The sequence below is a fragment of the Streptococcus sanguinis genome, from assembly GCF_900635155.1.
GTDB lineage: Bacteria > Bacillota > Bacilli > Lactobacillales > Streptococcaceae > Streptococcus > Streptococcus sanguinis_G.
This window is the reverse complement of sequence record NZ_LR134002.1, coordinates 1890168-1904510: the sequence shown is the minus strand read 5'-3', so window position 1 is coordinate 1904510 and position 14343 is coordinate 1890168. Positions and strand designations below refer to the sequence as shown.

The following is a 14343-nucleotide window of genomic DNA, read 5'->3' as shown; positions in this document are numbered from 1 at the left end:
CTTTACAAGTTCAAAAAGAATCTGTATAATAAATACAGAAAACGTTTGCATAGATGTTCTCTATAAGAAAAAATAAAGGAGTTTTCTGTTTATGAAAAATAACGATTACCTACAGTCTCGGATGGGCGAAAAGCGTCATTATTTCGGCATCCGTCGCTTAAAAGTAGGAGTAGCCTCTGTTGTCATTGCCTCAGGTTTCCTACTGGGAAATGCCCAATTAGTCCAAGCGGACGAGGCGAGCACATCGGGCAGTCCAGCAACAGAAGCAGTCTCTGATGCAAATGCGGCAGTCCAACCTAAGTCAGCAGATGAAGAAAAAGCTGGAGAGGCAGATAGTTCAGGAGCAGGGACTTCAGATCAGGCTGCGCCTACTGGTGTGCAAGCAGATCAAGCTCCAGCTAGTGCAGGTTCAGAAGCAACTGGGCAAGATGCAAAGGAAACTGCTACTCCCACTGAAAAAGAGAAGCAAGAGGCAAGTAACCAACCAGTTGTATCAGATACTTCTGCGCAAGATGCTATCGCAGAAGGCAATATTCGCTTTCATTTCAAAACCTTGCCTTCACAAAATCTAGACAGCTTGGGCTTGTGGACTTGGGATGATGTCGAGACGCCTTCTAGCCAAAAGGGAGGTTGGCCAACCGGAGCGACTAGCTTTGCGACGGCTAAAGAAGATGACTATGGTTATTATCTTGATGTTAAAATGGCTGAGAAAAGAAGCAAGATCAGCCTTCTAATCAATAATACAGCGGGTCAGAATATTACAGGTGACAAGACAGTCGAGCTACTCAGTCCTCAGATGAATGAGGTTTGGTTTGATACGGATTATCAACCTCATACTTATGAGCCTTTGAAAAAAGGGATGGTACGGATCAACTACTATCGTACAGATGGTCAGTATGATAAGAAGTCGCTCTGGCTCTGGGGAGATGTCCAAAATCCAAGCAAGAATTGGCCTGACGGAGTGGATTTTGAAAAGACTGGCAAATATGGTCGCTATGTAGATGTTCCCTTGAAAGATGCTGCTAAGATGATTGGCTTTTTGCTTCTAGACGAAAGTAAATCAGGAGATGATGTGAAGATTCAAAATCAGGATTATAATTTCGCTAATTTGGAGAAAAACAGCCAGATTTTCTTGCGTGATGCGGATCCGACAGTTTATACCAACCCTTACTTTGTCAATGATATTCGTATGACGGGTGCCCAGCATGTAGGATTGGCCGAGATTGAAGCCAGCTTTTCTACCTTAGAAAATGCTAAAAAAGAGGACATTTTAAAGAACTTAAAGATTACAGACAAAGATGGCAATGAAGTTGCTGTTAAAGATGTGGTTCTGGATCCTAAGACTAAAAGCGCTAAATTCATAGGTGATTTTAACCAAGCTCAGTCACCTTATCTTATCAAATATGGCAATGATCAATTCAAAACTAGCATGAACTGGCAACTGAAGGATAGTATTTACAAGTATGATGGTGATTTGGGAGCGCGTGTTTCTCAAGCGGGCAAACAAGTAGATGTAACTTTCTGGTCACCAAGTGCGGACCAAGTCGATTTGGTAGTCTATGACAAAGAAGATCAGAACAAGGTCATTGGACGCCTGGCTATGCAAAAAGGCGAAGCTGGCACATGGACCAGTAGCTTGACACCTGAGAGCGGTCTAGGTATTTCAGACTATCGAGGGTTTTTCTATCATTATGAAATTACTCGCGGTGGCAAAAAGGTTCTTGTGCTGGATCCCTATGCCAAGTCTTTAGCTGCTTGGAACAGTGAAGATGCGGACAAGGGGGATGCCTACAAGATTGCCAAGGCAGCCTTTGTAGATCCAAGTGAATATGGACCGAAAGACCTGACCTATGCTACTATTCCGAACTTTAAGAAGCGGGAAGATGCCTTGATTTATGAGGCGCACGTTCGTGATTTTACTTCTGATCCAGCTATTTCAAAGGATTTGAAATCTCAATTTGGAACTTTCTCAGCTTTCATTGAGAAATTAGATTATTTGAAAGACTTGGGAGTGACCCACGTTCAGCTCTTGCCAGTTCTAAGTTATTACTTTGTAAATGAGCTGAAAAATGCTGAGCGCATGGACAAGTACTCTTCCAGCAACAGCAACTATAACTGGGGCTATGATCCGCAAAACTACTTCTCGCTGACAGGTATGTACTCCAGCGCGCCGAAAGATCCAGCCAAGCGCATTGAGGAATTCAAAAATCTTGTCAACGAAATTCATAAGCGCGGCATGGGCGTTATCCTGGATGTGGTCTATAATCATACGGCTAAGACCTCTATCTTTGAAGACTTGGAGCCCAATTACTACCACTTTATGGATGCGGATGGTACACCGAGATCAAGCTTTGGTGGCGGCCGCTTGGGCACTACTCACTATATGAGCAGACGGGTCTTGGTGGATTCGATCAAGTACCTGACAGACCAGTACAAGGTAGACGGTTTCCGCTTTGATATGATGGGAGATCATGATGCTGAGTCCATTCAAAAAGCCTATGAAGAAGCCAAGAAGCTCAACCCAAATCTCATTATGCTGGGTGAGGGCTGGAAGACTTATGCAGGTGATGAAAATAAAGCTGTCCAGCCTGCTGACCAATCTTGGATGAAGTCAACAGACACGGTAGCGGTCTTCTCAGATGATATTCGCAATACCTTGAAATCGGGTTATCCAAATGAGGGAACACCAGCCTTTATCACGAATGGCAAGCGCAACATAGAAAATGTCTTCAAAAACATCAAGGCGCAGCCAACCAATTTTGAGGCAGATAGTCCAGGGGACGTGATCCAATACATCGCTGCTCATGATAATCTGACACTCTTTGATATCATTGCCCAGTCGATCAAGAAAGATCCGGCACTAGCTGCCAATTATCAGGAGATTCATCGCCGCCTGCGTCTGGGAAATCTGATGATTCTGACTTCGCAAGGGACACCATTTATCCACTCTGGTCAAGAGTACGGCCGGACCAAGCAATTCCGCGATCCTGCCTATAAATATCCGGTATCCGAAGACAAGGTTCCTAATAAAGCGCATTTGTTGACCAATGAAGACGGCACGCCGTTTGACTATCCCTATTTCATTCATGATTCTTATGATTCGAGCGACGCGGTCAACCACTTTGACTGGACCAAAGCGACTGATTCGGAGAAGTTCCCTGAAAATGCTAAGAGTCGTGCCTATATGAAAGGCCTGATTGCCTTGCGGAAATCAACGGATGCCTTTACACGCAGCTCCAAAGATGAAGTGGAGCAAAATGTAACCCTTATCACCCAGCCTGGCAAAGATGGTGTTGAGAAAGAAGACCTGGTCCTTGGCTACCAAGTGGTTGCGTCAAATGGCGATATTTATGCAGTCTTTGTCAATGCAGACACCAAGGAACGACAATTCAACTTTGGTGAAGCTTACAAGCATCTAGCAGGTGCAGAGATTGTGGCAGATGGCAATACGGCAGGAGTGACAGCCATTTCTGATCCGGCAGGTGTCACCAGAAACAGCAATGGTTTAGCCCTGGCTCCGCTAACAGCGACTATTTTGCGACTTCGAAAAGCGAACCCAGCTCAGGAAGAAAAATCCCAAGATCCAACAGCTCAAGAAGAGCAGCTATCTGTCCCTTCTGTATCCAGTGCTCAGCCTCAGGCTTTATCCTTGGATGGGCAAAAACTTCAGGATTCAGCAGTAAAAGAAGCGACTAGCCAAACAGAAAAAGCTTTGCCAAAAACGGGAACAAGCGCTTCCCTACTGGCACTTTTAGGCGGCTTCCTTGCTTTCCTAGCTGGCTTACTAACCTTTAGAAAGAAGCAGTAATCATTTGATGAATGCCCTGTGAGAAATTTTTTAGACTATGGCTAAATAAAGACGACTTCCAATAATGGAGGTCGTCTTTGCTTGTTTATATCTGTGTTAAACACTCTTGCCTGGTAAGAGACTGACTGGCAGGAAATAGCCAGTCGTTTGGACTTCTTGGCCAGCTATTTTTTTGAGGAGCAGGTCCACAGAGAGGCAGGCAATATCTTTCAGTGGCTGCTTGATTGTTGCCAGCTGTGGGTAGTAGTTCTCCACAAAGTAAGTGCCATCGTAGCCGATGATTTTCAAATCTTCGGGAATCTGGATGTCTAGCTCCTGAGCGACTTTCATAATTAAGATGGCTGTCAAATCATCTGAAGCAAAAATAGCATCGGGCTTAGTTTGACTCAGGATTTGCTTGATTTCCATTTCCTTTCGGACTGGAGAAAAATCACTGGACACATTGATAATCGGTGCGTCCGGCAGGACGGAAGCAAATCCAGCATGGCGCAGGCCGGTCGGTGAGTTGGAATTGTCATTGCCAGTAATCATGATGATGTTTTGCGCTCCAGCCTTGACCAAGGTCTGAGCCGCCAGCACTCCGCCGCCATAGTTGTCTGAGGAGACAACTGGGATATCCGGCGAAAGATTGCGGTCAAAGGCAATGATTGGTGCGGTCACACGATTGTAGTCCTCGATGCCTAGATTGTGGCTGCCAGAAATGATGCCGTCCACCTGATTGGCTTCCAGCATCTCAAGGTATTCACGCTCCTTGTCAGAGTCATGTTCACTATTGCAGATAATGGTTTTATAGCCTTGTTTAAAGAGCTCATGCTCCAGCTTGTCAATCAATTCTGCATAAAAGACATTGCTGATATTAGGGAAAATGAGTCCAATTAACTTGGCTGATTTTCCTTGGAGACTGCGCGCCAGATTGTTAGGCTTGTAGGCCAATTCTCGCATGGCTGCCTCAACCTTGGAAATCGTTTTGTCAGACAAGTAGCCTTTTCTGTTGATGACGCGGGAAACAGTTGTGGGGCTGACTCCTGCTAGTTTTGCTACATCAGTTAGCTTTGCGACCATATTCTAATTCATAGTAAGTACCGGTTGGATTGCCCTTAGTAATGGCAATGCCTGTCTGGTCTTCTCTCGGGAAGACACGGCCGGAAAATACTTTTTCTCCTTTATTGATGAAAATTTCAAAAATTGATTTATCTATAAATATACTAGCATTTGTAGTTTCTTTGTCAATATTGCAGCTTCGGCTGGTTCCAAAGTCTAGAGCAAATGGCTCACCCGCTTGACTGCGGTCAACGGTCACTTGACCTACCTTGAGGTCGAAGTTGATGCGTAACCCCTTGCCATCCTTGTCTGCAAAGAGGACGATTTCATGCTCAGTGTCCGCAGCGAGATTCAGTTCTAGTTCATAGCTATTCTTACTGTCTGTCCTAGAGGTGAAAGGCTCTTCTTCTGCTCGCAAATTCTTGATAGCAGGCACTGGGTACTGGTAGAGCTTGCCGTCTTTCAGGGTTAATTCCTTGACGAGGGAGAAGGCCCCTTGATGGTCGAAGCGGTCAGATGGGTATTCCACATCAGGCAAGCCTAGCCAGCTGACAGTCAGTGCACGACCGTCAGGTGCGTTAAAGGCTTGGGTCGCGTAGCACTCAAAGCCGTAGTCCAGATTTTGGATAGGGCTAGGATCAATCATAGCAGCTTTGCTTGTGTCAAACGATTGACCTATTTTATACATGTTTGGATAAATGTTGCCATAATCCAGTAGGTCCTTAGACAAACCTTGAGGGCAATAGAGCAGGACTGGTTGGTCGTTGATAAAGACTAGATTAGGGCACTCCATCATATAGGCTGTCTTGTCATTTCCAAAGTCTAAATCGCCGACGGCTTCCCAGTTGGTATAGTCATTATCAAGAGCCTTGTACAGCTTGACATAGCCTTGTTTGTCTAGATTTTGCCCACCAACAATGGCATAGAATTGCCCTTTGTAGTTGAAAATTTGTGGATCGCGGAAGTGGTCGGTCGCTTCAGCAGGCTGCTCAATCAAGACCTTGTCAATTTTTTCCAGCTTACCTGATTTATCTAACAAGGCACCGATTTGATAGGGGTGACGCACCCAGTTCTCATCACGTACATTGCCAGTATAGAAGAGAAAGAGCTTGTCGTCAAACTGCATGGCAGAGCCCGAGTAGGCGCCGTGGCTGTCCAGAGGAGTATCTGGCAGCACCCGAAGACCAGTTTCCGTGAAGTGAACTAGGTCATCGCTTTCCAACTGTATCCAGCACTTGAGACCGTGAGCTGCTCCGAAAGGAAAGTTTTGGTAGAAAACCACCCACTTGCCGTCAAAATAAGAAAAGCCATTGGGGTCATTGAGCAGACCTGTCTGAGGCTCCACATGGTAGTTAGCCCGCCAAGGAGATTTAGCGATGTTTTCTTTGATCTGCTGTAGCTCTTCCTGAGTCCAGTCTTCATAGCGTTTGTAGCGTTTTTCAGTCGTCCAAGCCAATCTTTTGTCCTCCGAATCATATTATTTCTTATTACTATAGTAAACGTTTTCTGCCGAAAAATCAACATTTAAAAGCAAAAAAATATTTTTTCTGCAAAACGCTTGACATATTTTTGAATCATGGTAAAATAATATTCGTAAAGGTGATAAAATCGCTTTCAAAAGTTAAAAATATTTATAAGGAGATTTTTGCAAATGAATAATACTGAAATTGCAAAAAAAGTCATCGAAGCCCTTGGCGGACGTGAGAATGTCAACAGTGTGGCTCACTGTGCGACTCGCTTGCGCGTCATGGTAAAAGATGAAGGTAAAATCGACAAAAATACTGTCGAAAATCTGGAAAAAGTTCAGGGTGCCTTCTTTAACTCAGGCCAGTACCAGATTATCTTTGGTACCGGTACGGTTAATAAAATCTATGACGAAGTTGTAGCCTTAGGATTGCCAACTTCATCAAAAGATGACATGAAAGCAGAAGCTGCCAAGCAAGGAAATTGGTTCCAACGTGCTATCCGTACGTTTGGTGACGTATTTGTACCAATTCTTCCGGCTATTGTTGCGACAGGACTTTTCATGGGAGTTCGTGGAGCAATTGCTCAGGATCAAGTTTTATCTTTATTTGGTACCACAGCAGATGCATTTAAAGCAACTGATTTCTACACCTATACAGTAGTATTAACTGATACAGCATTCGCTTTCTTCCCAGCTTTGATTTGCTGGTCAGCTTTTAGAGTCTTTGGCGGGAACCCAATCATTGGTTTGGTTCTTGGTCTAATGATGGTTAACTCAGCACTTCCAAATGCTTGGGATGTAGCTGGTCAGGCAACTAAATTTGCTGTTGATCCTTCTAAGGATATTTTAGACAAAATTGCTAATATGGATGTTCTTGGAAGTTTGAAATTCACTAGCGAAGTTACAGCAACAAAAGTCCATCCGATTTATTTCTTTGGTTTTATTCCAGTAGTTGGCTACCAAAACTCTGTGCTTCCAGCCTTCTTTGTAGGTTTGTTTGGTGCTAAATTTGAAAAATGGTTGCACAAGAAAATTCCAGACGTTTTGGATCTTCTTCTTGTTCCATTCCTTACATTCCTTGTAATGTCTATTTTAGGACTTTTTGTTATTGGTCCTGTCTTCCACATTGTTGAGACATATGTTTTGAATGGTACAGAGTTCCTTCTTAGCCTTCCGTTTGGTCTTGCTGGTTTGATTATCGGTGCAGTTCATCAACTGATTGTCGTAACTGGTGTTCATCACATCTTCAACTTACTAGAATCTCAGTTGGTATCTCAAACCGGGAAAGATCCATTTAATGCGATTATCACTGCTGCTATGACAGCTCAGGCTGGTGCGACTTTGGCTGTAGCTGTGAAGACAAAATCTAAAAAACTCAAGGCTCTTGCATTTCCTGCGGCACTATCTGCGGGATTGGGAATTACTGAACCAGCTATCTTCGGGGTTAACTTGCGTTTTGTTAAACCGTTTGTAATTGGACTGGGTGCTGGTGCTGTTGGTGGTTGGTTAGCTTCTATTATGGGGCTTGCAGGTACAAGTTTCGGTATCACAATTATTCCAGGTACACTCCTTTACCTGAATGGTCAATTGTTGCAATATATCTTTATGGTTGTTTTAACAACTGGTTTGAGTTTTGTACTGACTTATATGTTCGGTTATAAAGATGAAGACACTGTTGAAGAAAAAGCTGTAACTGAAAAACTAGTCGAAGAAGAAACAACTGGTAATGTGCCAGCTGCCCTCCAAGACGAAACAATTATTTCTCCAATCGTTGGTCAGGTAGTGGCTTTGAGCGATGTGAATGATCCTGTTTTCTCTAGCGGAGCGATGGGAAGAGGAATTGCCATAAAACCTAGTGAGGGTGTGGTTTATGCACCGGCTGATGCTGAAGTGACGATTGCTTTTGCAACAGGTCACGCTTATGGTTTGAAGACAGCTAATGGTGCTGAAATTCTGATTCACGTCGGAATTGATACAGTATCTATGGGCGGCGAAGGTTTTGACCAAAAGGTTGCTCAAGGCGACAAGGTCAAAGCAGGCGATGTTCTGGGAACATTTGAAGCTGAGAAAATTGCGGCCGCTGGTCTGGATGATACGACTATGGTCATCGTTACCAACACAGCTGACTACGCTTCTGTGACTCCAGTAGCAGAAGGAGCTCTTGCTAAGGGCGACGCAGTTATCGAAGTGAAAGCCTAATGGAATTTAGAAAACGAACAAAAGTTGATTTGTTCGTTTTTTATGTCATAAGTACAGTCTTGTTGAAAAAGATTTAAAAAGACTACTTTTGGCAAGAAGTCTGCAAGAGATATGCTATAATGAATAGAGTAGAAATCAAATTTTAAAAGAGGATTTATAATGACAAAATTGTATGGAAGTTTGGAAGCTGGTGGCACTAAGTTTGTCTGTGCTGTAGGCGATGAACGGTTTGAAGTTGTTGAAAAGACACAGTTTCCAACGACCACGCCTATTGAAACGCTAGACAAGACGATTGAGTTTTTTTCTCATTTTGACAATCTAGCTGGTCTGGCTGTTGGATCTTTTGGGCCAATTGATATTGACCCTAACTCAAAGACTTACGGCTTTATCACGACGACGCCTAAGCCGCATTGGGCTAATGTGGATATTGTCGGAGCTCTGCGCCGGGCCCTCAATGTGCCCATTTACTTCACGACGGATGTCAATAGCTCAGCTTACGGTGAAGTAGTAGCCCGCAACAATGCTGGAGGCCGCATTGAAAATCTGGTCTATTATACGATTGGGACAGGAATCGGTGCCGGTGCTATCCAGCGGGGCGAATTTGTAGGGGGGACAGGTCACCCAGAGATGGGACACTATTATGTAGCTAAACACCCTATGGATGTGGAAAAAGAGTTCAATGGCGTTTGTCCTTTCCACAATGGCTGTTTGGAAGGATTGGCGGCTGGGCCAAGCTTAGAGGCAAGGACTGGAGTTCGTGGGGAAAATATTAAACTCAATAGTTCCGTCTGGGATATTCAAGCTTACTATATCGCTCAGGCGGCTATTCAGGCGACAGTGACTTTCCGTCCGGATGTCATCGTCTTTGGTGGCGGGGTTATGGCTCAGCAGCACATGCTGGATCGGGTTCGTGAGAAATTCACAGTTCTGCTGAACGGCTATTTGCCGGTTCCTGATGTTCGTGACTATATCGTGACACCGGCTGTGGCTGGAAATGGCTCCGCAACGCTGGGGAACTTTGTACTGGCTAAAGAAGTTAGCGAGCGCCACGCAAAATAAGCCTATAGGGTCTGATTTATCAGGCCCTTCTCTATGAGGAAAAGCAATGGAAAAAGCAATTGTCAAAGATATTTTCTTCCTGCAGCAACCATCAGAGCAGGCTAGTAGAGAAGACCTTTATCTGGCTCAAGACTTGCAAGATACTCTGCAGGCAAATCAAGAAAACTGTCTGGGACTCGCAGCCAATATGATTGGGGTGCCTAAGCGGGTCATTATCTTTCTGTATGGCATGGTACCGGTAGTCATGTTTAATCCGGTGCTGCGCTCTAAATCAGAGCCTTATCAGACAGAAGAGGGCTGCCTGTCTTTGACTGGAAGCCGTCCTACCCAACGTTATCAGGAAATTACAATCGATTATCTGGATAAAAATTGGCAGCAGCAGACCATGACCTTGAAAGGGCTACCTGCCCAAATCTGCCAGCACGAATTGGACCATTTGGAAGGAATCTTGATTTAAGGAAGTCATTCAGCCTGAGAAGGGCTGAATTTTTTAATCGAAAAAATGGTTCTCATAGAAACTTTTTTCTTGACATCTTTCTTCCATGTGTTAAAATAGTTCTCATGAAAACTAATTGGTTCTCACGAGAACCAATCTAGGAAGGAAGTTTTGATGGAAAAGCCTTTATTAGAAATGAAGCGTTTTGGACGAAAGATTCATCTCATAGTGGAAAAGCTTGCCAAGGAGCAAGGGATTGAGTCCATGGCTGGGCCGCAGGGGCAGGTCTTGCATATTGTCGCCTGTCGTACGGAAGAGGGGAAGGATACCCTTATTAAGGATATTGAGCAGGAGTTGGATATTTCCAAATCGGTGGCCTCTAACTTAATGAAAAGGATGGAGAAAAATGGCTTTATCCAGCTGGAAATCAGCAAGACAGACAAACGGGCCAAATATATCCGTCTCACTCCGCAGTCGCAGGAAAGAATGAAAAAAATCCGTGACTTTTTTGATGAAATGGATCGTTCTATTTTGAATGGTGTTTCTGAGCAGGAACTACTGATTTTTTCTCAAGTCATGGCCAAGTTTTATCAGAATATCGAAAGTTTAGAAAATGGAGGCAAAGATGTTTAAGTTATTTAAACGGCTGACGGCAAGGGAAGTGAGCATGATTGTTCTCAGTGTGCTCTTTACCTTCCTAACGGTATATTTGGAATTAGAAGTTCCAACCTATATTTCGACGATTACAGAGCTATTGCAAACACCGGGGACAGGCTTGGCGGATCTGTGGGAGCCAGGTTTGAAAATGATTGGCCTATCTTTTGCTAGCTTGCTGTCAGCTATTGTGGTTGGCTTTTTTGCCGCTCGTATAGCAGCCAGCTTTACCCAAAGCTTGCGGAGCGATATTTTCAACCGTGTGCTAGACTATTCACAGACGGAGATTAAGAAATTTTCAATCCCTAGTCTGCTGACTCGGACGACGAATGACATTACCCAGGTACAGACCTTAATTACCATGGGGCTTCAGGTAGTGACCAGGGGACCGATTATGGCGATTTGGGCCATGACCAAGATTATTGGCAAGTCCGAGAACTGGCTAACTGCAGTTCTTATTGCTGTTATAGTCAATATCCTGCTGACAGTAGTTTTGGTGACATTGGCCTTTCCCAAGCAGTCAGTGGCGCAGCGCTTGGTCGATAAGCTAAACAGCGTCACTAGAGAGAGTCTGACTGGGATTCGCGTGGTCCGGGCTTACAATGCTGAGGACTATCAGGATGAGAAGTTTGCGGCGGCCAATGATGAAGTAACCCGACTCAATCTTTTCATCGGTCGTCTGATGGCTATGATGAATCCAGTTATGATGGGGATTTCCAGCGGCTTGACACTGGCGATTTACTGGATTGGTGCTTATTTGATCCAGGAGGCTGGGCTGCAGGAGCGTCTCCCGCTCTTCAGTGATATGGTCGTCTTTATGTCCTATGCTATGCAGATTGTGATTGGATTCTTGCTCATGGGTGCCCTCTTCATCGTCCTGCCTCGGACCATTGTATCCGCTGGCCGGATTAATGAAGTTCTGGACCTGCATTCTTCTATCACCAGTCCGGAACAGCCTAAGGCAGCAGCGGATAGCAAGGGAGAGGTGGTCTTTCGAGACGTGTCCTTCCGCTATTCCAAGAATTCAGAAGCGGTCATTGAGCATGTCAGCTTTACAGCGCAGGCTGGTGATACCGTGGCCTTTATCGGTTCAACTGGTTCAGGGAAATCCACGCTAGTCAATCTCATTCCTCGTTTCTACGATGTAACTGAAGGAGAGATTCTGGTAGATGGTGTCAATGTTCAGGATTACCAGCTGGAAGACCTGCATAATAAGGTCGGCTACATCCCGCAAAAGGCGGTGCTTTTCTCTGGCGATATCGAGAGCAATCTGGACTTGGGTCAAAGCAAAGAAAGCCCGCTGGATGAGCAGAAAATGTGGGAGGCTCTTGACCTAGCACAGGCTAAGCCCTTTGTCCAAGAGAAGGAAAAGGGGCTGAAAGCTGAAGTGGCTCAAAGCGGAACCAACTTCTCTGGTGGCCAGCGTCAGCGTTTGGCCATTGCCAGAGCTTTGGCTCGTAAGCCAGAAATCCTCATCTTTGACGACTCCTTCTCAGCGCTGGACTATAAGACAGACCGCATTTTGCGCAAGGGACTGGCTGAGCGGACGCGGGATATGACCAAGCTGATTGTGGCGCAGCGGATTTCTACTATCATGGATGCGGATCAAATCTTGGTCTTGGATGCTGGTAAGGTGGTTGGTCAAGGTACTCACAGAGAGCTTTTGGCCAGCAACGAAGTCTATCAAGAAATTGCCTACTCACAATTATCCAAGGAGGAATTAGAAAATGGAAAATAAGAAGCCTTCATTATTTAGCCAGATACGGCCTTATCTCAAAGGCTTCCAGCTTCCTCTTGCTTTGGCATTTGTGGGAGCTGTCTTGTCAAATATTATCACGGTCTATGGGCCAAATAAACTAAAAGAAATTACCAATCTCATCTCTGAAGGTTTGGCTACCAATATTGATTTAAAAGCTGTGTCTGAGATTGCCCTTCTGCTGACCGTGCTCTATGCAGTCGGAGCTCTGCTCAACTACGGGCAGTCCTTTATCATCAGTACGGTTATCCAGTATTTCTCCAAGCGGCTGCGGAAGGCCATTGCAGAGAAGATTAACAAGCTGCCGCTGGGCTATTTCGATGGTCATTCTCAGGGGGATACTCTGTCGCGCGTGACTAATGACGTAGATACGGTCGGCCAATCCCTCAACCAGAGTCTGGGGAATGTTATCTCTGCCAGCCTGCTCTTGGTGGCTGTGGTTTTGACCATGTTCTTCATGAACTGGATCTTGGCCTTGGTAACCATCTTGGCTACTGTAGTCGGCTTTGTCTTTGTCGGCTTCATCATGGGCAAGTCTCAGGGCTATTTCACCGCCCAGCAAAACGATCTGGCTGCAGTAAACGGTTATGTGGAGGAGATGTACTCCGGTCATAATGTTGTTACCAGCTATAATGCCATTGATCAGTCTAAGGAGCGCTTTGCAGTTCTCAATCATAATCTCTATAACAGTATTTGGAAGTCTCAATTTATTTCTAGCATGATGATGCCGCTCATGTTCTTTACGGGGAATTTTGCCTATGTGCTGGTTATTTTGGTCGGTGCTGCTCTGGCCATTAATGGCTCTATTAGCATCGGAATTATCGTCGCCTTTATGGTTTATGTGCGGACCTTCTCTCAGCCTTTGTCACAGATTGCCCAAGGTATCGCCGTCTTGCAGCAGGCTGGTGCTGCACTGGTTCGTGTCTTTGAATTTCTAGCTGAGCCTGATATGGAAGACGACCAGCATAAAGAGCAGCAGCTTACTGCTGTCAAGGGAAATGTTGCCTTTGAAGAAGTCTTCTTTGGCTACAAGCCGGACCAGACCATCATCCATGATTTCTCAGCCCAGGCCAAAGCCGGACAGAAGATTGCTATTGTCGGTCCGACGGGTGCCGGTAAGACGACTATCGTTAATCTCCTTATGAAGTTCTATGAAATTGACAAGGGACGTATCAGCATTGATGGTATAGATATTAAGGATATGAAACGCTCCGAGGTTCACGATGCCTTTTCAATGGTCTTGCAGGATACCTGGCTCTTTGAGGGAACTATCCGAGAGAACTTGATTTATAATCAGGAGCATGTGACGGATGAAGCAGTTGTTGCTGCAGCGAAGGCGGTCGGTGTTCATCACTTTATCATGACGCTGCCGCAAGCCTACAATACGGTGCTGGATGATACAGTCAACCTGTCGGTCGGTCAGAAGCAGCTGCTTACCATCGCTCGTGCTCTGCTGAAAGATGCGCCGCTCTTGATCTTGGATGAGGCCACTTCGTCAGTCGATACGCGGACGGAGGAGCTGATTCAAAAGGCGATGGACAAACTCATGGAAGGCCGGACTTCCTTTGTCATTGCCCACCGCCTGTCCACTATCCGAAATGCAGATCTTATCTTGGTCATGCGTGATGGAAATATCATCGAGCAGGGCAACCACGATGAACTCATGGATCAGAATGGCTTCTATGCGGACCTCTATAATAGTCAATTTGTAGAGGAAGATGCAGGTTGATGCTCAAATAAAACATCAGGAATGTTCCTTTTCCTGATGTTTTTTTAAATTTAACAGAATTTTAAAAAATGCTCAGTTTTCAGTAAGGACGCTCTAGAATCTTGACTTTTTTCAGAGGTGCTCTAGGAAAAACTTGACAGCTTTTCTTGTTTATATTAAAATAAATTTAATATACGAACTGAAAACGAACACAACG

General features: G+C 44.9%; 9 protein-coding genes. 7 read left to right on the top strand and 2 right to left on the bottom strand.

The window, feature by feature from the left end:
* Positions 1-91: 91 nt before the first annotated feature.
* Entirely contained in the window at positions 92-3808 is a 3717-nt protein-coding gene (locus tag ELZ47_RS09505; protein ID WP_125331253.1) for a pullulanase, read from the top strand.
* A gap of 96 nt (positions 3809-3904) precedes the next feature.
* On the opposite strand, the gene ELZ47_RS09500 is transcribed toward ELZ47_RS09505, so the two are convergent.
* Together ELZ47_RS09500 and ELZ47_RS09495 are read right to left on the bottom strand one after the other, a co-directional pair.
* Positions 3905-4870, bottom strand: a complete 966-nt coding sequence (locus ELZ47_RS09500; protein ID WP_125331252.1) for a LacI family DNA-binding transcriptional regulator — start codon at positions 4868-4870, stop codon at positions 3905-3907.
* A complete protein-coding gene (locus ELZ47_RS09495) occupies positions 4851-6305 on the bottom strand; it encodes a sucrose-6-phosphate hydrolase (RefSeq protein ID WP_125331251.1) in 1455 nt (484 codons plus the stop codon). The genes ELZ47_RS09500 and ELZ47_RS09495 overlap by 20 nt, the downstream gene beginning before the upstream one ends.
* A 195-nt stretch (positions 6306-6500) precedes the next feature.
* On the opposite strand from ELZ47_RS09495, the gene ELZ47_RS09485 reads away from it, so the two are divergent.
* The 6 genes from ELZ47_RS09485 to ELZ47_RS09460 all read left to right on the top strand — a co-directional run bounded on the left by ELZ47_RS09485 (position 6501) and on the right by ELZ47_RS09460 (position 14147).
* Positions 6501-8513, top strand: coding sequence for a sucrose-specific PTS transporter subunit IIBC (locus tag ELZ47_RS09485; protein ID WP_125331250.1), 2013 nt, complete (start codon positions 6501-6503; stop codon positions 8511-8513).
* 159 nt (positions 8514-8672) lie between these two features.
* Positions 8673-9572 (top strand): fructokinase ScrK, encoded by a 900-nt coding sequence (gene scrK / locus ELZ47_RS09480; RefSeq protein ID WP_125331249.1) that lies wholly within the window; start codon positions 8673-8675, stop codon positions 9570-9572.
* A gap of 46 nt (positions 9573-9618) precedes the next feature.
* Complete coding sequence (locus tag ELZ47_RS09475; RefSeq protein WP_125331248.1) at positions 9619-10029, top strand: peptide deformylase; 411 nt, start codon at positions 9619-9621, stop codon at positions 10027-10029.
* A 153-nt stretch (positions 10030-10182) separates the two neighbouring features.
* Entirely contained in the window at positions 10183-10641 is a 459-nt protein-coding gene (locus ELZ47_RS09470; protein WP_125331247.1) for a MarR family winged helix-turn-helix transcriptional regulator, read from the top strand.
* Positions 10634-12400: an ABC transporter ATP-binding protein gene (locus ELZ47_RS09465; RefSeq protein ID WP_125331246.1), complete on the top strand. Its 1767-nt coding sequence runs from the start codon at positions 10634-10636 to the stop codon at positions 12398-12400. The genes ELZ47_RS09470 and ELZ47_RS09465 overlap by 8 nt, the downstream gene beginning before the upstream one ends.
* Positions 12390-14147, top strand: a complete 1758-nt coding sequence (locus ELZ47_RS09460) for an ABC transporter ATP-binding protein (RefSeq protein WP_126435896.1) — start codon at positions 12390-12392, stop codon at positions 14145-14147. Before ELZ47_RS09465 ends, ELZ47_RS09460 begins: the two co-directional genes overlap by 11 nt.
* Positions 14148-14343: the final 196 nt, after the last annotated feature.